At 59.9% G+C, this 18,823-nt stretch carries 17 protein-coding genes; 5 read left to right on the forward strand and 12 right to left on the reverse strand.

Features of this window, described 5'->3' with window-relative positions:
* Positions 1–24: 24 nt before the first annotated feature.
* Positions 25–888, reverse strand: coding sequence for a LysR family transcriptional regulator (locus tag OQ460_RS23415; RefSeq protein WP_410019648.1), 864 nt, complete (start codon positions 886–888; stop codon positions 25–27).
* 16 nt (positions 889–904) lie between these two features.
* Positions 905–3,226 carry a heavy metal translocating P-type ATPase gene (locus tag OQ460_RS23420; protein ID WP_410019649.1) on the reverse strand — a complete coding sequence of 774 codons (2,322 nt, stop codon included), beginning with the start codon at positions 3,224–3,226 and terminating at the stop codon, positions 905–907.
* An 85-nt stretch (positions 3,227–3,311) separates the two neighbouring features.
* Here OQ460_RS23420 and cadR point away from each other — a divergent pair, with 85 nt between their 5' ends.
* The gene (gene cadR / locus OQ460_RS23425; RefSeq protein WP_410019650.1) at positions 3,312–3,761 is read left to right on the forward strand and encodes a Cd(II)/Pb(II)-responsive transcriptional regulator; all 450 of its coding nucleotides are present in this window, start codon (positions 3,312–3,314) and stop codon (positions 3,759–3,761) included.
* Between the two features lie 32 nt (positions 3,762–3,793).
* Here cadR and OQ460_RS23430 read toward each other — a convergent pair whose 3' ends face one another.
* From OQ460_RS23430 to OQ460_RS23440, 3 genes are all read right to left on the reverse strand, one after another.
* Entirely contained in the window at positions 3,794–4,627 is an 834-nt protein-coding gene (locus OQ460_RS23430; protein WP_410019651.1) for a thymidylate synthase, read from the reverse strand.
* Between the two features lie 51 nt (positions 4,628–4,678).
* Entirely contained in the window at positions 4,679–5,491 is an 813-nt protein-coding gene (gene lgt / locus OQ460_RS23435) for a prolipoprotein diacylglyceryl transferase (protein ID WP_410019652.1), read from the reverse strand.
* Positions 5,492–5,575: 84 nt separating this feature from the next.
* The gene (locus OQ460_RS23440; protein ID WP_410019653.1) at positions 5,576–6,358 is read right to left on the reverse strand and encodes a sulfite exporter TauE/SafE family protein; all 783 of its coding nucleotides are present in this window, start codon (positions 6,356–6,358) and stop codon (positions 5,576–5,578) included.
* 89 nt (positions 6,359–6,447) lie between these two features.
* On the opposite strand from OQ460_RS23440, the gene OQ460_RS23445 reads away from it, so the two are divergent.
* Positions 6,448–7,194 (forward strand): NRDE family protein, encoded by a 747-nt coding sequence (locus OQ460_RS23445; protein ID WP_410019654.1) that lies wholly within the window; start codon positions 6,448–6,450, stop codon positions 7,192–7,194.
* Positions 7,195–7,269: 75 nt separating this feature from the next.
* Here OQ460_RS23445 and ptsP read toward each other — a convergent pair whose 3' ends face one another.
* Together ptsP and OQ460_RS23455 are read right to left on the reverse strand one after the other, a co-directional pair.
* Positions 7,270–9,549 (reverse strand): phosphoenolpyruvate--protein phosphotransferase, encoded by a 2,280-nt coding sequence (gene ptsP, locus OQ460_RS23450; protein ID WP_410019655.1) that lies wholly within the window; start codon positions 9,547–9,549, stop codon positions 7,270–7,272.
* Between the two features lie 22 nt (positions 9,550–9,571).
* Positions 9,572–10,051, reverse strand: coding sequence for an RNA pyrophosphohydrolase (locus tag OQ460_RS23455; protein WP_003176750.1), 480 nt, complete (start codon positions 10,049–10,051; stop codon positions 9,572–9,574).
* A 143-nt stretch (positions 10,052–10,194) separates the two neighbouring features.
* Here OQ460_RS23455 and OQ460_RS23460 point away from each other — a divergent pair, with 143 nt between their 5' ends.
* On the forward strand, positions 10,195–10,851 hold the full coding sequence (locus tag OQ460_RS23460) for an HAD family hydrolase (protein ID WP_410019656.1): 657 nt from the start codon (positions 10,195–10,197) through the stop codon (positions 10,849–10,851).
* A gap of 112 nt (positions 10,852–10,963) precedes the next feature.
* Here OQ460_RS23460 and OQ460_RS23465 read toward each other — a convergent pair whose 3' ends face one another.
* Both OQ460_RS23465 and ilvA read right to left on the reverse strand, forming a co-directional pair.
* Positions 10,964–11,377, reverse strand: coding sequence for a DUF2269 family protein (locus OQ460_RS23465; RefSeq protein WP_410019657.1), 414 nt, complete (start codon positions 11,375–11,377; stop codon positions 10,964–10,966).
* Positions 11,378–11,417: 40 nt separating this feature from the next.
* Positions 11,418–12,932 carry a threonine ammonia-lyase, biosynthetic gene (gene ilvA / locus OQ460_RS23470; protein ID WP_410019658.1) on the reverse strand — a complete coding sequence of 505 codons (1,515 nt, stop codon included), beginning with the start codon at positions 12,930–12,932 and terminating at the stop codon, positions 11,418–11,420.
* Between the two features lie 136 nt (positions 12,933–13,068).
* Here ilvA and rpiA point away from each other — a divergent pair, with 136 nt between their 5' ends.
* Positions 13,069–13,740 carry a ribose-5-phosphate isomerase RpiA gene (gene rpiA / locus OQ460_RS23475; protein ID WP_410019659.1) on the forward strand — a complete coding sequence of 224 codons (672 nt, stop codon included), beginning with the start codon at positions 13,069–13,071 and terminating at the stop codon, positions 13,738–13,740.
* 361 nt (positions 13,741–14,101) lie between these two features.
* Positions 14,102–16,048, forward strand: a complete 1,947-nt coding sequence (locus tag OQ460_RS23480; RefSeq protein WP_410019660.1) for an autotransporter domain-containing protein — start codon at positions 14,102–14,104, stop codon at positions 16,046–16,048.
* On the opposite strand, the gene OQ460_RS23485 is transcribed toward OQ460_RS23480, so the two are convergent.
* From OQ460_RS23485 to OQ460_RS23495, 3 genes are all read right to left on the reverse strand, one after another.
* Complete coding sequence (locus OQ460_RS23485; protein ID WP_410019661.1) at positions 16,049–16,957, reverse strand: SdiA-regulated domain-containing protein; 909 nt, start codon at positions 16,955–16,957, stop codon at positions 16,049–16,051. It lies immediately after the preceding gene.
* Positions 16,958–17,077: 120 nt separating this feature from the next.
* Positions 17,078–18,004, reverse strand: a complete 927-nt coding sequence (locus tag OQ460_RS23490; protein ID WP_410019662.1) for an SdiA-regulated domain-containing protein — start codon at positions 18,002–18,004, stop codon at positions 17,078–17,080.
* A gap of 136 nt (positions 18,005–18,140) precedes the next feature.
* Complete coding sequence (locus OQ460_RS23495; RefSeq protein ID WP_410019663.1) at positions 18,141–18,806, reverse strand: fumarylacetoacetate hydrolase family protein; 666 nt, start codon at positions 18,804–18,806, stop codon at positions 18,141–18,143.
* Positions 18,807–18,823: the final 17 nt, after the last annotated feature.

Below are 18,823 nucleotides of genomic sequence, written 5' to 3' on the forward strand. Positions count from 1 at the left end.
CGGCTTCAAGACCACCCAACAACCTCAGATCGGCGACATTTCCTGCGCCAACCCCAGAAAGGCCGCCGGCAATCGCGCACCTTTTCGCTCTTTGAGGCAGTACAAGTACTCGGGGATCTGCGGTGCGTTTTCAATGGTCAGAACCCGCAATTGCGGGTCGTGGGGCACTTCCTGGCGGGCAATGATGCTGATACCGATATTGCGCAACACCGCTTCGCGGATCGACTCGCGACTGCCGATTTCCAGCAGCGGCCCGTAACTCACCCCTGCGCCCGCCAACATTTCTTCGGTCAGGCGCCGCGTGGTGGAACCGGCTTCGCGCATCAGCAAGGTATGCCCGGCCAGTGCCGTCAAAGACACATGCTCGAGTAAAGCCAATGGGTGATTGCGATGCACTGCCAGCACCAGCGGATCGGTGCCGAGCACCCGGCGAATCAGACGTGGATCATCCATCAGTTGCGACGAGGCGGCGACATCCACGCGGTAGTCTTCCAGCGCTTCGATAACCTGTTGCGAGTTACCGATTTCTACCGATACATCCACCTGGGGCAGACGCTCGCGAAAGGCTTTGACCAGATCAAGGATGTAATACGGCGCGGTGGCGGCAATCCTCAGCGCACCCTGGACCTGGCCGCTGTTGCGCAGGAAAAATTCGATATCCGCTTCCTGCTGCAACAACGCCTTGACCATCGGCAACAACCGCGCACCTTCGTCGCTGACGGTAAGGCGGCGCCCACCCCGGTAGAACAACTCAACCGAATACTGGCTTTCCAGATGACGAATCTGGGTGGTCACCGTAGGTTGGCTCAAGCCGAGCTTCTTCGCCGCCTGAGTGATGCTGCCCAGGCGGGCGACCATGTAAAACGCCTTCAGCTCGGCACTCAGCACGCCACCCTCTCATCGACTATTTGCGCAATAGGCGCAGACCATTGAATACCACCAGCAAGCTCACGCCCATGTCGGCGAACACCGCCATCCACATGGTCGCCATGCCCATGAAGGTGACCGCGAGAAAGATCGCCTTGATCACCAGCGCCAAGGCGATGTTTTGCTTGAGGATACTCGACGTTTGCCGCGAGAGCCGCACGAATGCCGGAATCTTGCGCAAATCATCATCCATCAGCGCCACGTCGGCGGTTTCGATGGCCGTGTCCGTACCGGCAGCAGCCATGGCGAAGCCGATCTCGGAGCGCGCCAGTGCAGGGGCATCGTTGATGCCGTCACCGACCATGCCGACCCGATGACCTTTGGCATACAAGGCTTCGATGGCTTGCAGCTTGTCGATGGGCAACAGATCGCCCTGGGCCTGGTCGATGCCCACCTGGGCGGCGATCGCCTGGGCGGTGTGGGCGTTGTCGCCGGTGAGCATCAGGGTCTTGATGCCCAGCTCGTGCAGTTGCTGGATGGCTTCGCGGCTGCTGTCCTTGACCGTGTCGGCCACGGCGAACAGCGCCTGCGGGCCAGACTTGTCGAGCAACAGCACCACGGACTTGCCTTGTTTTTCCAGTGCGAAGAGTTTTTCCTCAAGTGCCGGCGAGCACAGGCCCAGTTCTTCAACCAGGCGGTGGTTACCCAGGTGATAGACCTCGCCGTTGATCTCACCGCGCACCCCACGGCCGGGCAGGGCCTCGAAGTTATCCACAGCGAACATCGACAGCTTTTTATCCACTGCCGCATTGGCGATGGCCAACGATACGGGGTGATCGGAGCGCCCCGCCAGGCTTGCGGCCAGCGCTGGAGCCGTACCTTCGACATTCGGGAACAGCGCCAGGAAATCAGTCTGCACCGGTTTGCCGTGGGTAATGGTGCCGGTCTTGTCGAGTGCCAGGTAATCGAGCTTGTAACCCCCCTCCAGGTACACACCGCCCTTGATCAGGATGCCCTTGCGAGCGGCAGCTGCCAGGCCGCTGACGATGGTCACCGGTGTAGATATCACCAGCGCACACGGACACGCGACTACCAGCAAAACCAGCGCGCGGTAGATCCAGTCAAACCAGACCCCCCCCATAAACAGTGGTGGGATCAACGCCACGCCCAGTGCAAACAGGAACACCGCTGGAGTGTAGATTTTCGAGAAGCTGTCGACGAAGCGCTGCGTCGGCGCCCGGGCGCTTTGGGCCTGTTCCACCGCGTGGATGATGCGAGCCAGGGTGGAGTTGTTGGCAACGGCGGTGACGCGGTACTCCAGGGAACCGGCCTGGTTGATGGTGCCGGCGAAGACTTTGTCACCCACTGTCTTTTCAATCGGCAGGCTTTCACCGGTGATCGGTGCCTGGTCGATGGTGGATTGTCCGGCGGTGACTTCACCGTCCAAAGCAACACGTTCACCGGGACGAACTCGCACAATAGCGCCCAACTCGATGAGTTTGGCTTCCTGTTCGGCCCAACTTCCGTCCGCCTGACGTACCGTGGCCCGTTCCGGCGTCATTTGCATCAAGCCGCTGATGGCGTTGCGGGCCCGGTCCAGGGACTTGGCTTCAATCAATTCGGCCACGGTGAACAGGAACATCACCATCGCCGCTTCGGGCCACTGCCCGATCAGAATAGCGCCGGTCACGGCGATACTCATCAGGGCGTTGATGTTGAGGTTGAGGTTCTTCAGGGCAATCCAGCCCTTCTTGTAGGTGGTGAGGCCACCGCTGAGGATCGACACCAGCGCCACCAGAGCCACAACCCAGGTCGGTGCGGCGTTGGTGAAGTGGATCACCTCCGCCCCCAACGCACAGACGCCGGACAGCGCCAGAGGCCACCAGTGTTTCTTGGCAGGCGGCGGGGCGGCCGCAACACCGTCTTCGATCGGGTCGGCCTGCATTCCCAGGGACTTGATGGCCTCAATGATCGGCACGGTGTCTGGCAGATCATGGGTGACCCCCAGAATCCGGTTGATCAGGTTGAATTCCAGTTGCTGCACACCGGCAAGCTTGCCCAGTTTGTTCTGGATCAGCGTTTGCTCGGTGGGGCAGTCCATGGCTTCGATGCGAAAGCTGCTCAGGCGCGAACCGGCAGTGGTCGCTTCGCTCAGTTTTATCAGCGAAGGTGCAGCACCGCTGGAACAGCAAGAGCCGCCGTGACTTGCATGATCATGCTTTGGCACAGACGTCAATTTTGCGCCGTGCGCATGATCGTGGCTGTGGCTGTGGCTGTGGCTGTGATCGTGATCGTGATCGTGATCGTGATCGTGATCGCCGTGATTGTGCTTGTGCTGGGTATGAATGGAATCGCTCATGAATGCAGTCCGCAGAAAGTGCCTGTTGCCAAGTAAAGACCCTGTAGCCACTATAGGGTCAAGCACCCTTTTGGAGATTGCTGTCATGAAGATCGGGGAATTGGCAAAACTGACCGACTGTCAGGTAGAAACCATCCGTTATTACGAGAAAGAAGGCCTGCTGCCGCCGCCGGCCCGGAGCGAAGGTAACTACCGTTTGTACACCCAGGCTCACACCGAGCGACTGACGTTTATCCGCAACTGCCGCAGCCTGGACATGACCCTGGAGGAAATCCGCAGCCTGCTGGGCCTGCGGGATAGTCCGCAAGATCAGTGTGAAAATGTCAACGCACTGATCGACGAGCATATCCATCACGTCAAGGCGCGAATTGATGGGTTGTTGGTGTTGCAGGCACAACTACTCGACCTGCGCCAACGTTGTGGCGAAGGGCCGGGGCTTGATCAGTGCGGGATTTTGCAGCGCCTGGAAGTCAGCGGAAGTGTGGCGGCGAGCGAGGCAGCACATTCCCATGTAGGTCGCAGCCACGGCCATTGATCGTTCCCACCGCGTGGGAACGATCAAATCATTCAGATCGCCACGTCGGCCTTGATGCTTGGGTCGGCGTCGTAACCCACGATTTCGAAGTCTTCGAACTTGTAGTCGTAGATCGACTCAGGCTTACGCTTGATCACCAGTTCCGGCAGCTTTTTCGGCATGCGCCCCAGTTGGGTCTGGATCTGCTCCATGTGATTGCTGTATGCATGGGTGTCGCCGGTGGTGACGATGATCTCATGGGGGATCAGGTCGCATTGCTGGGCCAGCATGTGGGTCAGCAGCGCCAGTGCAGCGGTGTTGTAAGGCAGGCCGAGAAATACGTCGGAGCTGCGAATATACAGCTGCATCGACAGATGACCGTCATGCACGAACGCCTGGTACAGCAGGTGGCACGGTGGCAGGGCCTGCTTGCCGTTGCGCGCGTTCTCCTGGGGGCTGCGGGTCTCATCCGGCAGGTATTCGACGTTCCAGCCGTGGAACAGGATGCGGCGGCTGTTGGGGTTGGTCTTCAACGTCTCGACCATGTAGTCGATCTGGTTGATCGTGCCGCCGTCCTTGGTTGGCCAGGCGGTCCACTGCTCGCCATACACCGGGCCCAGGTCACCTTCTTCGGTGGCCCACTCGTCCCAGATCCGCACGCCGTTTTCATTCAGCCACTGGATGTTGGTGTTGCCGCTCAACATCCAGATCAGCTCATTGGCGATACTTTTGAAGTGCAGCTTCTTGGTGGTCAGCAGCGGAAAGCCGTCGGCCAGGTTATGCCGGAACTGACGGGCGAACACGGCCTTGGTGCCGGTGCCAGTACGGTCGCCCTTGGCCAGGCCATTGGTCACGACGTCGTTCAGTAGTTCAAGATATTGCTTCATGACGGTACCTGTATCGTTGAAGCCGAAGCCCGAGAGCCTCGGCATTCGAATTTAAAGCGCGGTGTTCTTGATCGTTTGTGGACGATTGTAAGCCCACCACAGCAAGCCCAGACCCGCGAGGATCATCGGGAGGCTGAGAATCTGACCCATGGTCACCCAACCGAACGCCAGGTAACCCAGCTGGGCATCCGGTACCCGGACGAACTCGACGACAAAACGGAAGATCCCGTAGAACAAAGCGAACATCCCCGATACCGCCATCGTTGGCCGTGGCTTGCGCGAGAAAAAGTACAGGATCAGGAACAGCGCCACGCCTTCCAGGGCGAACTGATACAGCTGCGATGGATGGCGCGCCAGTTGTGCCGGGTCGCTGAACGGCGGGAACACCATGGCCCACGGTACATCGGTCGGTTTGCCCCACAGCTCGGCATTGATGAAGTTACCGATACGCCCGGCACCCAGGCCAATCGGCACCAGCGGTGCGACAAAGTCCATCAGCTCGAAGAATGTCTTGCCGTTGCGCCGGGCAAACCACCAAGCCGCGATCATCACGCCGACAAAACCGCCGTGGAAAGCCATGCCGCCCTTCCAGACCTCGAAGATCAACGTCGGGTTGGCAATGTAGGCACTCAAGTCGTAGAACAGAACGTATCCCAGGCGCCCGCCGACGATTACCCCCATCGACAGCCAGAACACCATGTCGGAGAGCTTTTCCTTGGTCCAGGTCGGGTCGAACCGGTTCAAACGCCGGGAAGCCAGCAGCCAGGCGCCGCCAATGCCGATAAGGTACATCAAGCCGTACCAATGGATTTTCAGCGGACCGATGGCCAGGGCCACCGGATCGATCTGCGGGTAAGCCAGCATTGCGACTCCTTGTTAAATCATTCGTTATTGCACCGGGACCATGCCGGCGCGCGATTAAGCCAGTATTTCGTCAGAGCAACGGCATCAAATTAAAAAACTCAAGCCCACGCAAAACAGCAACCCGGCGAACAGACGCTTGAGCAAACGTGGCGACAAGCGGTGGGCGAGGCGTGCGCCGAAACGGGCGGCGACCATGCTCGTCAGGGCAATGCCCAACAATGCCGGTAAATACACGAACCCCAGACTATGCGCGGGCAGCAGTGGGTCGTGCCAGCCCAGAATCATGAAACTTAATGCACTCACCAAGGCAATCGGCAAGCCGCAGGCCGACGAAGTAGCCACTGCCTGCTGCATCGGCACGCTGCGCCAGGTCAGGAACGGTACGGTCAGCGAGCCGCCTCCCACCCCGAAAATCGCCGAGGCCCACCCGATCAAGCTGCCCACCAGGGCCAGTACCGGCTTTCCCGGCACCTGTCGGCTGGCCTTGGGTTTGACGTCCAGCGCCAACTGCACGGCGATAACCAACGCAAATACACCGATGATCTTCTGCAGATGCGGGCCGGAGATGGCTTCGGCAGTCAGCGCGCCAAAACCTGCGCCCAGCAGAATACCCAAGGTCATCCAGGCAAAGATCGGCCAGCGCACCGCGCCACGACGGTGGTGTTCACGCACGGCATTCACCGAAGTGAAGATAATACTCGCCAGGGAGGTGCCGACCGCCAAGTGCGTCAGCACCTGCGGGTCAAAGCCTTGCAAGGTGAAACTGAACACCAGCACCGGAACAATGATGATCCCGCCGCCCACGCCAAACAGCCCGGCGAGCACGCCCGCGCAGGCGCCCAGCGCCAAATACAGCAGAAATTCCATGGGAGCCCCCAAAATCGAACCGGCATGTTAACGGATGCAAAGCACTGGGTTCTATGGGTAGAGTGGGCAAAACACCAAGGGATGGCTGTATGTGCCTGATTGTTTTTGCCTGGCGACCGGATCATGCCCAGCCGCTGGTAGTCGCGGCCAATCGTGATGAATTCTATGCAAGGCCCAGCCTGCCATTGGCCCGATGGCTCGATGCGCCGCAGGTGTATGCCGGACGCGACCAGGAAGCGGGCGGCACCTGGTTAGGGGTCAATGCCGACGGGCGCTTCGCCGCCCTGACCAACATCCGCGACCCGCACCAGCCACCGGCACGCAAATCCCGCGGCGAACTGGTGGCACGATTTCTCAATGGCTCATTCTCGATCGAGGAGTATTTGGCCGACGTTAACGGCAGATCCATCGAATATGCCGGGTTCAACCTGCTGCTCGGTACGCGGGAGGAGTTGTGGCATTACAACGCCAATGACACCACTCCCACGCAACTGAAACCCGGTCTCTACGGGCTATCGAACGCCGGGCTTGATACGCCATGGCCCAAGCTGCTCAAAGCCAGGGCAGCGCTGAGCGAGGTGCTCGGCGATCCACGTCCCGAGGCTCTGCTGGATATTTTGAGTGATCCGCACACCGCGCCGTTTGCCGACCTGCCGGATACCGGAGTGGGGCTGGCGACGGAGAGCCTGTTGTCGAGCGTGTTTATCGCCAGCCCCAGTTACGGGACACGGGCGAGTACTGCGCTGATTGTGCATGCCGATGGAAGGCGGCATATGGTGGAACGCAGTTTCGGACCCCATGGCGGGCGGCTGGGTGAAGTCGAACTCCATTTCTAGCCCTGCCATAAAACCAATGTGGGAGCGAGCTTGCCCGCTCCCACATGTTGCCCCGCGCCAGGCTTTAGGTCCGGTCTAGAGGCTTTTTGCAGAGGCGGGATTGATCATCCGCGCCAACCCGAGATTTTTCAGCGCCAGTTGCAGCGAGCTGTGGATAACTTGCGGGTTGTCGATGGTCATCAGCTCTGCCAGCAAGTCCTTGGCCTTGCTCAAATTGATCTGACGCAGCATCCACTTGACCTTGGGCAAGTTGGTGGCGTTCATCGACAGGCTGTCAAAGCCCATCGCCATCAACAGTACTGCTGCAGCCGGATCACCGGCCATTTCACCGCAGATACTCACCGGCTTGCCTTCGGCATGGGCGTCACGCACAACATGTTGCAGGGCTTGCAGTACCGCCGGGTGCAGGTAGTCGTAGAGGTCCGCCACACGCGGATTGTTGCGATCCACGGCCAACAAGTATTGGGTCAGGTCGTTGGAACCTACTGACAGGAAGTCCACCTGCCGCGCCAGTTCTTTAGCCTGATACACCGCTGCCGGGATTTCGATCATCACGCCAATCGGCGGCATGGGTACATCGGCGCCTTCGTCGCGCACCTCACCCCAGGCGCGGTGAATCAAGTGCAGGGCTTCTTCCAGCTCGTGGGTGCCGGAGATCATCGGGAGCAGGATACGCAGGTTGTTCAAGCCCTCGCTGGCCTTAAGCATCGCGCGGGTCTGGACGAGGAAGATTTCGGGGTGGTCGAGGGTCACGCGAATGCCGCGCCAGCCAAGGAAGGGGTTGTCTTCCTTGATCGGGAAATAAGACAGTGACTTGTCGCCGCCGATGTCCAGGCTGCGCATCGTCACCGGTAGCGGATGGAAGGCGGACAGTTGCTCGCGATAAATCGCCAGCTGCTCCTTCTCGCTCGGGAAACGCTGGTTGATCATAAATGGCACTTCAGTGCGGTACAGCCCCACTCCTTCAGCGCCACGCTGTTGCGCCCGTGCCACGTCCGCCAGCAGGCCGGTATTGACCAGCAGCGGTACGCGGTGGCCGTCGAGGGTCACGCACGGCAATTCACGCAGGGCATCGAGGCCCTGGGACAGCTGGCGCTCTTCTTCGACCACCTCGGCGTACTGCTTGCGCAATACATCGCTGGGGTTGGTATAGACCTCGCCGTGGTAGCCGTCGACGATCATGTCGATGCCGTCGACCTTGGAATACGGCAGGTCCACTAGGCCCATCACCGTCGGGATCCCCATGGCCCGCGCCAGGATCGCCACGTGTGAGTTACCCGAACCCAATACCGAGACCAGGCCTACCAGCTTACCTTCCGGCACTTCGCCAAGCATGGTGGCGGTCAGTTCTTCACTGATGAGAATGGTGTTGTCGGGATAGACCAGGTTGGTGGTGCGGTCTTCCTGCAAATAGGCCAACAGACGACGGCCGAGGTCACGCACATCCGAGGCGCGCTCGCGCAGGTAGTCGTCGTCCATCATCTCAAAGCGATTGACGTGATCGGTGACCACCTGGCGCAACGCGCCCTGGGCCCACTGCCCGGTCTTGATCACAGTCTTGACTTCGTTGCCCAGGGACGCGTCGTCGAGCATCATCTGGTACACGTCGAACAGCGCCCGCTCTTCGGGGCGCAACTGGGTGGCCAGTTTGGTCGACAGGTTGCGCATATCGCTGCGCACGCCTTCCAGGGCAGTCTTGAACAGTTTGATTTCGGCTTCGATGTCGGTGACGGTCTTGTCCGGCACGACATCAAGGTCGGCCGGCGGCAGCATGACCACGGCAGTACCGACTGCCGCACCGGGCGAGCCGGGAACGCCGACAAACTTGGCTTCCTGAATGCCCTTGCCCTGGCGCCCCAAGCCGCGAATCGAGCCGGTAGCTTCGGCGTGGGCGATAACGCCAGCCAGCTGCGCGCTCATGGTCACGAGGAAGGCTTCTTCGCCCTCGTCGAACTGGCGGCGCTCTTTCTGCTGGATGACCAACACGCCGACAACGCGGCGGTGGTGAATGATCGGCGCGCCAAGGAAGGAGGCGTAACGCTCTTCACCGGTTTCGGCAAAGTAACGATAACGCGGGTGATCCGCGGCATTTTCGAGGTTCAAGGGTTCTTCACGCGTCCCTACCAGGCCCACCAGACCTTCATTGGGCGCCATGCTGACCTTGCCGATGGAGCGCTTGTTCAAACCCTCCGTGGCCATCAGCACAAACCGGTTGGTCTCGGGGTCCAGCAGGTAAACCGAACAGACCTGGCTGCCCATGGCTTCCTTGACGCGCAACACAATAATCCCCAACGCCGCCTTGAGATCCTTGGCGGAGTTAACTTCCTGGACGATCTTGCGCAGCGTATTGAGCATGGCTCGGGGTCGAACTCCGTCGTCAGTCGCGCGCTAAAAGGCGCGGGGCAAGCTCTTTGAGAGCGCGACGATAAACTTCGCGCTTGAATGTCACCACCTGGCCCAACGGATACCAATAACTGACCCAGCGCCAGCCATCGAACTCCGGTTTACCGGTCAAATCCATCCGCACCCGCTGCTCGTTCGAGATCAGGCGCAGGAGAAACCACTTCTGCTTCTGGCCGATGCACAGCGGTTGGCTGTGGGTACGCACCAGGCGTTGCGGCAAACGATAACGCAACCAGCCACGGGTGCAGGCGAGAATCTGCACATCTTCGCGCTCAAGGCCCACTTCTTCGTTCAACTCACGGTACAGGGCGTCTTCAGGGGTTTCATCGGGGTTGATCCCGCCTTGAGGAAACTGCCAGGCATCTTGGTTGATACGGCGAGCCCATAGCACCTGTCCGGCATCATTCGTAAGAATAATCCCGACATTAGGACGGAAACCATCGGGGTCGATCACGGCAACAACCTCGCAAACGCATGTCGCCGCATTGTTCCACAAAGCTTGTTGCAGCGGCAACGAGGCTGCTTACCTTATGTGCACTCTTGTGAAAAGACCGTATTCTGGACGCCTTTTTACAGACTTTTCAGCGAGTAACCGCAATGCGCCTGGCTTTATTCGACTTGGACAACACGCTTTTGGGCGGCGACAGTGACCACGCCTGGGGTGATTACCTGTGTGAGCGCGGGATTCTCGACCCGGTGGCCTACAAAGCCCGCAACGACGAGTTCTACCAGGATTACCTGGCCGGTAAGCTGGACAACGCAGCCTACCTGAACTTCAGCTTGGAAATCCTCGGCCGCACCGAGATGGCCCAGTTGGACGAGTGGCATCGCGACTTCATGCGCGACTGCATCGAGCCACTGATGTTGCCGCTGGCCGCAGAACTTTTGGCCAAACACCGCGCCGCCGGTGACACGCTGGTAATCATCACCGCCACCAATCGTTTTGTCACCGCGCCGATTGCCGCACGCCTGGGGGTTGAAACCCTGATCGCGACCGAGTGCGAGATGGCCGATGGCCGATACACCGGGCGCAGCACAGACATCCCGTGCTTTCGCGAGGGCAAGGTGACGCGCTTGAATAGATGGCTGGAAGAGACGGGATATACCCTGCAAGACAGCTACTTTTATAGCGATTCGATGAATGACTTGCCGTTGCTGGAGCAGGTCACACACCCGGTGGCTGTGGATCCGGATGCCAATCTGCGAGCCGAAGCCCAAAAGCGTGATTGGCCGGTGATTACCCTGCGCGGCTGATAACGCCTTCGCGAGCAAGCCCGCTCCCACACTCGACCGCATTCCAAAGGTGGAACTCGATCGAGTGTGCGAGCGGGCTTGCTCGCGAATGAAACCAACTCGGTCTCAAGTGTTAAACCGGTTTAGCCCCCATCAACCCGGCAATCGCCACAAACCCCACCAGGCTCACAATCGCCAGGGCCAGGGTGAATCTCGCGCTGCCTGTGCCGCCCAGCCGCAGGCGACTCAAGCGCACCACCAACCAGAACCAGCACAGCGCCGCCACGGTGTAGATCACGCTCGAGCCCAAAATCCAGGTCTGCCCCAACGGCCAGCCGATCAGGTGTACCAGCCACCAGCCGGTGAAAGGCATGCTCACCAGGCTTATCCCCATCAACAGCCAGATGAACACCCACGGGCGCTGCACGGTAACCGCGGGGCCCGCGCTGCGCTTGCGCCAGGCGAGGATGGCCAGAGCCAGGCCGCAGCCCAGCAACAGCACCGTGGCCACTACGTGAATGACTTTTAGGGTTGTCAGGGTTTCCATGTTCTCGATTCCTTAAAGGGCGCTCAGTCAGCGTAGTCGCTCAACCGAGGAACAGTTGATACGCCGGGTTATCACTCTCATCCCAGTACGGATAGCCGATGGCCTCCAGCGCTGCTGGCACCAGATGCCGCTCGTTCGCCGGTACTTGCAGCCCAGCGACCACCCGCCCATCGGCCGCACCGTGGTTGCGATAGTGGAACATCGAGATGTTCCAGCGTCCGCCCAGTTTGTTGAGAAAGTTGAACAAGGCGCCCGGGCGCTCCGGAAACTCGAAGCGAAACACCACTTCATTGCTGACATGCGCCGCATGTCCACCGACCATATGACGAATGTGCAGCTTGGCCAGTTCGTTCTCCGTGAGATCGAGCACCGGGAAACCCTGCTCGGTGAGGCTGGCAACCAACCCACTGCGCGGGTCGTTCTCCGGATGCGTCTGCACCCCGACAAAAATGTGCGCTTCGCTGCCGGAATGGTAACGGTAGTTGAACTCGGTGATCTGGCGCTTGCCCACGGCCTCGCAGAACGCCTTGAAGCTGCCGGGCTTTTCGGGGATGGTCACGGCGATAATGGCTTCGCGACCTTCACCCAGCTCGGCGCGCTCGGCCACATGGCGCAAGCGGTCGAAGTTAACGTTGGCTCCGGAATCGATGGCGACAAAGGTCTGGCCACTGACACCACGGGTCTCGACATACTTCTTGATCCCCGCCACGCCGAGGGCGCCGGCCGGTTCAGTGATAGAGCGGGTATCGTCGTAGATGTCCTTGATTGCCGCACAGATTTCATCGGTGTTGACCGTGATGACCTCGTCGACGTAATCCTTGCAGATGTCGAAGGTGTGCTGGCCGATCTGGGCCACCGCCACACCGTCGGCAAAAATGCCCACGACCGGCAATACCACGCGCTCACCGGCGGCCATGGCCGCCTGCAGGCAATTGGAGTCGTCCGGCTCGACGCCGATGATCCTGATCTCCGGCCGCAGATATTTCACGTAAGCCGCAATCCCGGCGATCAGCCCGCCGCCGCCCACCGGAACGAAAATCGCATCCAATGGCCCCGGGTGCTGGCGCAGGATTTCCATCGCCACCGTGCCCTGCCCGGCAATAGTGTGCGGATCGTCGTAGGGGTGAATGTAGACGTAGCCTTTTTCGTCGACCAGCTTCAGCGAATACGCCAGGGCTTCCGGGAAGGAATCACCGTGCAGCACCACTTTGCCGCCGCGCGAGCGCACGCCTTCGACCTTGATCTCTGGCGTGGTCTTGGGCATCACGATGGTTGCCTTGACCCCCAGCACCTTGGCCGCCAGCGCCAGGCCCTGGGCATGGTTGCCCGCCGACGCAGTGACCACGCCACGCGCACGTTCTTCGGCGGTCAATTGGGTCAACTTGTTGTAGGCGCCGCGAATCTTGAACGAGAACACCGGCTGCAAGTCTTCGCGCTTGAGCCAGACCTGGTTGCCCAGCCGCTCGGAGAGCTGGCGGGCAGTCTGCAGCGGGGTTTCCACGGCAACGTCGTAAACGCGCGAGGTGAGGATCTTCTTGACGTACTGTTCGAGCATCGGAAAGCATCACTGGGCGGGTTGGGCAGGGCCGAGGAGTCTAACCCGCCCTTTGGCCAAACGACCACACGAATCCATAGGTTTTGTTGGGTTATACTCGCGCCCCTCTTTAGTCCCCGCCCGTTCCGGAGCCCGCATGACCCAGGATCAACTCAAACAGGCAGTGGCCCAGGCCGCCGTCGATTTAATCCTTCCCAAACTCGACGACAAAAGCATCGTTGGTGTTGGCACCGGCTCCACCGCCAACTGCTTTATCGATGCGCTGGCCGCTCACAAGGGTGCTTTTGACGGCGCAGTCGCCAGCTCCGAGGCCACTGCCGCACGGCTCAAGGGCCACGGGATTCCAGTGTACGAGCTCAATACCGTGAGCGACCTGGAGTTCTATGTCGACGGCGCCGATGAAAGCGACGAGCACCTGAACCTGATCAAGGGCGGCGGTGCAGCCCTGACCCGCGAGAAGATCGTCGCCGCGGTGGCCAAGACCTTTATCTGCATCGCCGATGCCAGCAAGCTGGTGCCGGTACTGGGTAATTTCCCGCTGCCGGTGGAAGTGATCCCGATGGCCCGCAGCCACGTGGCCCGCGAGTTGGTGAAGCTGGGTGGCGACCCGGTGTATCGCGAAGGCGTGTTGACCGACAACGGCAACATCATTCTCGACGTGTTCAACATGCAGATCACCAACCCGGTGCAGCTGGAAACGCAGATCAACGCCATCGTCGGTGTAGTCACCAATGGTTTGTTTGCCGCGCGTCCCGCTGATGTGCTGCTGCTGGGCACCCCGGAAGGCGTGAAAACCCTCAAGGCCTAAGTACACGCAGAACCCATGTGGGATAGGGCTTGCTCGCGATAGCGATGGATCAGTCAATCAAGATATCGACTGACACCCCGCCATCGCGAGCAAGCCCGCTCCCACATTTTTGACCGCGCTTCATCCGATGGAAATGTAACAAAAACGCTACTTTTCGCTGCATCCCCTCTCCCGCCCGTCCCAATTTGTGCGCCAGGTCACGGCATCCCCAGCCATATCTGGTATCAAATCCGTTACAACTTATAGCCAGGCGACCCCCACTTCCAACAACGCGTCAATTCGCGACTGCCCCATGGAATGAGGCGCGCATTGTGCAAACGGTCCCGCCGAGCAACTCCCTCGCCCCTTCAAGGAAGACCTTGTGATAAAGCCCCTAGCCCTCGCTGTCAGCGTTGCCTGTGCCCTGATGTCGACTCAATCCAATGCCTACGACTATGGCGAGCACGCCAATGTCACCCTGGAAAAGCTGATCACCGACTACCCCGGCCGTTACCGAGGCACGGCCAATTTCGCCGGGGCCGCCGACTGGATGCAAAGCCAGATGGGCAGCGCTTATAACATCAGCCGCCAGGACTTCACCTGGAACAGCGGCAGCCGCGCCTCGCAGAACGTGGTGGCCTACGCTGCGGGCACCAAGGCGCAATACGTGGTGATCGGTGCGCACTTCGACACTTATTTCGGCCGCCCAACCCTGCAAGGCCTGGATGACAACGGCTCTGGCGCCAGCGTGCTGACGGAAGTCGCCAAAAACCTTGGCGGGCTGCAACTGGAAAACGGCCTGCAAATCGTCGGCTTTGGCGCCGAAGAGGAAGGCCTGCGCGGCTCCCGGGCGTTTGTCGATTCGTTGAGTGCCAGCCAGCGCGCCAACATGCTGGCGATGATCAACCTCGACAGCCTGATCACCGGCGACATGATGTACGCCCACGCCGGCCAGAACAGCACCGCCAATCCGGCGCTGGCGTCATTGCGCGAGCACACCCAGCAGATCGCCCGGGAGCTGGGCATCAACCTGTTCACCAACCCTGGCCTGGACCCGCAATATCCCGCAGGCACCGGATGTTGCAGTGACGGCGAAGCTTTTGAAGGGCTGAACATTCCCATCCTCTATATCGAAGCCACCAACTGGGAACTGGGGGATCTGGACGGTTACACCCAGACCGACAACCCGGCGATCCCCGGCGGCTCGACCTGGCACGATCCGACTGAGGACAACAAAGCCGTTCTGACCAACGCCTTCGGCCAGGAGCGAATCGATCAGCGCCTGCGGGACTATTCGCGCCTGCTCAGCCGCCTGGTGCTGGAACTGACCAATGCCGACCTGATGGCGTCCACGGCCTCGGGCGGCGCGGTTGCACGCAATATGCAGGACAACCTGCAGCGCCAGCACCAGAGCATGGTGCGCCTGCATGACCGGCGCTGGCTGACGCTGCAATCGGCCAGTCGTGACGTGGGCAGCTTTGACGGCGAAATTGGCGTGGATGGTGAGTTCAACCCGGACAACGGCTTTGACACAACCGCCAACCCACAAGCACGGCGCCTGGGCCTGCATGCCCTGGGCGACTATCAACTGAGCAGCAGCCTGAACATCGGCGCCAGCCTCAGTTACCTCAATGGCCGTGACAAGCTTGAACACCGAGGCAAGCTGGACAGCGACACCTGGCAAGCGGCGATCTACGCCCTGTTGAACGATGGCGGCCCAGCCTGGCTGGCAGGTGACCTGAGCGTGGGCCGCAGCAGCTTTGATTCAAAGCGCAACCTGCTGATCCAGGCCAATGGCGGCCCGGTACTGCTCAATCAACAACTTACCGGCGAGACCGACGCCTTGTCCCTGGGCGCGCGAACACTGGGCGGGTATGACTTTGACTTCGGCGCGATCAAGACCGGACCGTTTGCCGGGCTGGATTACAGTCATTACCGCATCGATAAATTCCACGAAAAACAGAACCTGCGCACTGCCCTTGAGTATCAGGAGCAATCCTTCGATTCCCTGGAAGCCAGCGTTGGTTGGCGTGTGCGCGGTGCCGTCACCCTGCCCTACGGCCTGAACCTGATGCCTTATGGGAATATCGCCTGGGTCAAGGAACTGGCCGATGGCCGGCTGGACGATCTGGACCTGAGCGCCCGCGCCGACGGCCAGGCGCGGACTGCAAGGCTCGGCGCAGTGGACAAGAGTTTTGGCCGCGCTCAACTGGGTAGCCAACTGGCTATTACCCCGCAGTTGGGGGTGTTCGCCGAAGTGAACGGTCGCCTGGGCCACGCCGAGGGCAGCCAGACCGGTTATTCGCTGGGCGTGCAGTGGATGTTCTGATCAGGGCTTTTTAAACACGTAGAACAGGTTCGGCTCACTGACCATAAAGAGCGTGCCATGGTCGTCCATGGCAATCCCTTCGGCCTGGGGCACACGTTTTTGCAGGCCATGACGACCTTTGAGCAACGAAAGGCTGCTCAAAGGTCGACCGTCGATATCCAGTTCCAGCACGAGAAATGACTCATCGGACAGCGCCAGCAGGTGGCCGCTGCGCTCGTCGTATTGCAGGCTGGACAGGTCACGCACAAACAACCCGGCATCGCGCTTGGGATTGTTGACCACATGTACGGAGTAGGTCTTTTCCGGTTTGAAATGCGGGAATCCATGCACTTCGTAGATCAGCATCGGGTCGCGTTCCTTGGCAACAAACAGGCGCTTGCCTACCGAGTCATAAGCCAGGCCTTCAAAACCCTTGTTGCCACTCAGATGCACCCCGAGTGTCATTTGCTCGGCATCGGCGGCATCCAGGAACCGAGTGTCGTCTTCCAGATGAATCTTGATCAGCCGCTGTTGGCGTTCGTCACTGATCACGTAGGTATTTTCACTGATGAACTCCACCGCCTCGGCATCGCCAAAACCCACCAAATGAATACGGCGCACGATCTTGCCCTCCAGGGACAACTCGATCAGCTCGGCATTTTTATTAGTCACGGTAAACAGGCTTTTACGCACAGGATCGTAGGTCAGCGCCGAAACGTCATCGTCCAGGCCATCGATCACCTGCGCCTCCAGCACCACCTGATAATCCGCCAGGCCGATGGAGCGCTCATCCAGCGGCTGACGCCAGACTTGCCAGTTGAACCAGGCACGCTCGAACAGACGAAATTGCTGCGCGACCACCCCAGCGGCCATCAGGGCGATCAGCAACAGGACAAAAAATGCAGGTTTGGGGCGGGCAAGTCGACGCATGGGAGCGGGCTCAAAGGAAAACTGGCGAATAGATATCACGGCCGCCTGAATTTAAACTTAAACGCGCCTGGCTGTCTGGAGAATGCCGCCCTTAGAGAAAGATCTGACGTAAACCGTCGGTTATTTCTGTCTTTCAAAACGATAAAACAGGTTCGGCTCGCTGACCATGTACAACGTGCCGCTCTCATCCATGGTCACGCCTTCGGCACGGGGGATGGTGTCCTTCAAACCGTTGAAGCCGCCGAGCAGGGTCATGAAGCTGACTTGTTCGCCGGTTTCGTCCAACTCCAGCAGCAGGTGGGAGTCGGCCGACAGCACCAGCAAATGGCCGGTACGGGGGTCCACGCTCAGGGCCGAGAGGTTGCGCATGTCCAGTTCGGTGCTGGGCAACTTCTGTTTGTCACCGGTCAGGGTCTGGCTGCCGTCGCTGCTCCACGTGAACAAGGCGGCCGGCCGTTCTTCACCCAGCACCAGTTGCTGGTTGCGTTTGTCCCAGGCGATGGCTTCAAAGGCCTTGTTCTGATCTTTGGAGGGGCCCAGGTCGTAAGTCGGGAAGTCCGCGAAGGTCAATTGACGGGTGTCGGCATCGACCTTGACCAGGGTCAGGGTGTGCATGCGCTCATCGACGATCGCCAGCACGCCGTTTTCCATCACGGTCACACCTTCCGGGTTGTTCCAGCCGACCAGCGGCATTTTGCGCAGCACGTCACCTTGCAGGCTCAGTTCGACCAGGAAGGGGTTTTTGCCCATTACCGAAAACAGGGTCTTGGTCTGCGGGTTATAGGCCAGATCCGAGGCTTCATCTTTTTCCATGCCGGGCAGCAACTTGGCGTCGATGACCGCTTGGTAGTCCGGGAGCCAGACACTCTCCTTGCGCTCGACCGGGCTTTCGAAACGCTCCAATACCCACAACACACCGCGATCGTCCCAGTGCATCGCCCAGGAAACACCATAAATGAGCGCCCCGACCAGAAACAGCCAGGAATACCAGCGCATGGCCAAGCGAGAACGACGAGGAGATTTCACAGAAGGAAGAGGCACAGCCATGGAGAGCTTTCCAGAAAGTCAGCTATAGGTGATAGCACAGGATTAACAGGCCCGCGCGCCAAAGGCTGGAGATTATCCGGACGGGGTGTGAAAAAAATGCAAAAAGACCAGGCAGCACGCGCTGCCTGGTCGACCTTCAGCGTACGCTGCTTTCGAAGCGGCTCACGCCCGGCAACTCCACCACCAACTCGTCACCCACATTCAGCGGGCCTACGCCGGCCGGGGTGCCGGTGAGGATCACATCACCGGCCTGCAGCGAGAAGCAGCCAGCCATGTGCTGGATCATCGGCACGATCGGGTTGAGCATCTGCGCGCTGTTGCCATCCTGGCGCACTTCGCCATTGATGGTCAGGCGGATGCCAATGTCGGTGAGGTCTGCAAAGCTGCTGCTCACCACAAAAGGTGCAATCACGGCCGCACCGTCGAAGGACTTGGCGATTTCCCACGGCAAGCCCTTGGCCTTGAGCTCGGCCTGTTTATCCCGCAGGGTCAGGTCCAGGGCCGGGGCGAAACCAGAAATGGCGTCCAGCACTTCTTCGCGGCTTGGCTTGGTGGACAAGGGCTTGCCGATCAGGACGGCGATTTCCGCCTCGTAGTGCACCGAACCGCGCTCTGCGGGAATGGCAAAGCCGCCTTCCATTGGCACCACGCAACTGCCCGGCTTGATAAACAGCAAGGGCTCGGAAGGCACAGGGTTGTCCAGTTCCTTGGCATGTTCGGCGTAGTTGCGCCCGATGCACACCACTTTACCCAAGGGAAAATGGATGTTGGCCCCGTCGACGTACTTGTGCTGATAGCTCATTTGACCGCTTCCTCTTT

It is taken from the genome of Pseudomonas imrae (assembly GCF_046352735.2).
Taxonomy (GTDB): domain Bacteria; phylum Pseudomonadota; class Gammaproteobacteria; order Pseudomonadales; family Pseudomonadaceae; genus Aquipseudomonas; species Aquipseudomonas imrae.

Coding starts and splice junctions, on each gene's coding strand:
- ilvA (WP_410019658.1), bottom strand. CDS start 12,932: ATGCTCGAACAGTACGTCAAGAAGATCCTCACCTCGCGCGTTTACGAC.
- OQ460_RS23420 (WP_410019649.1), bottom strand. CDS start 3,226: ATGAGCGATTCCATTCATACCCAGCACAAGCACAATCACGGCGATCAC.
- OQ460_RS23460 (WP_410019656.1), top strand. CDS start 10,195: ATGCGCCTGGCTTTATTCGACTTGGACAACACGCTTTTGGGCGGCGAC.
- OQ460_RS23485 (WP_410019661.1), bottom strand. CDS start 16,957: ATGCGTCGACTTGCCCGCCCCAAACCTGCATTTTTTGTCCTGTTGCTG.
- OQ460_RS23495 (WP_410019663.1), bottom strand. CDS start 18,806: ATGAGCTATCAGCACAAGTACGTCGACGGGGCCAACATCCATTTTCCC.
- OQ460_RS23490 (WP_410019662.1), bottom strand. CDS start 18,004: ATGGCTGTGCCTCTTCCTTCTGTGAAATCTCCTCGTCGTTCTCGCTTG.
- OQ460_RS23430 (WP_410019651.1), bottom strand. CDS start 4,627: ATGAAGCAATATCTTGAACTACTGAACGACGTCGTGACCAATGGCCTG.
- OQ460_RS23440 (WP_410019653.1), bottom strand. CDS start 6,358: ATGGAATTTCTGCTGTATTTGGCGCTGGGCGCCTGCGCGGGCGTGCTC.
- cadR (WP_410019650.1), top strand. CDS start 3,312: ATGAAGATCGGGGAATTGGCAAAACTGACCGACTGTCAGGTAGAAACC.
- lgt (WP_410019652.1), bottom strand. CDS start 5,491: ATGCTGGCTTACCCGCAGATCGATCCGGTGGCCCTGGCCATCGGTCCG.
- rpiA (WP_410019659.1), top strand. CDS start 13,069: ATGACCCAGGATCAACTCAAACAGGCAGTGGCCCAGGCCGCCGTCGAT.
- OQ460_RS23465 (WP_410019657.1), bottom strand. CDS start 11,377: ATGGAAACCCTGACAACCCTAAAAGTCATTCACGTAGTGGCCACGGTG.
- OQ460_RS23445 (WP_410019654.1), top strand. CDS start 6,448: ATGTGCCTGATTGTTTTTGCCTGGCGACCGGATCATGCCCAGCCGCTG.
- ptsP (WP_410019655.1), bottom strand. CDS start 9,549: ATGCTCAATACGCTGCGCAAGATCGTCCAGGAAGTTAACTCCGCCAAG.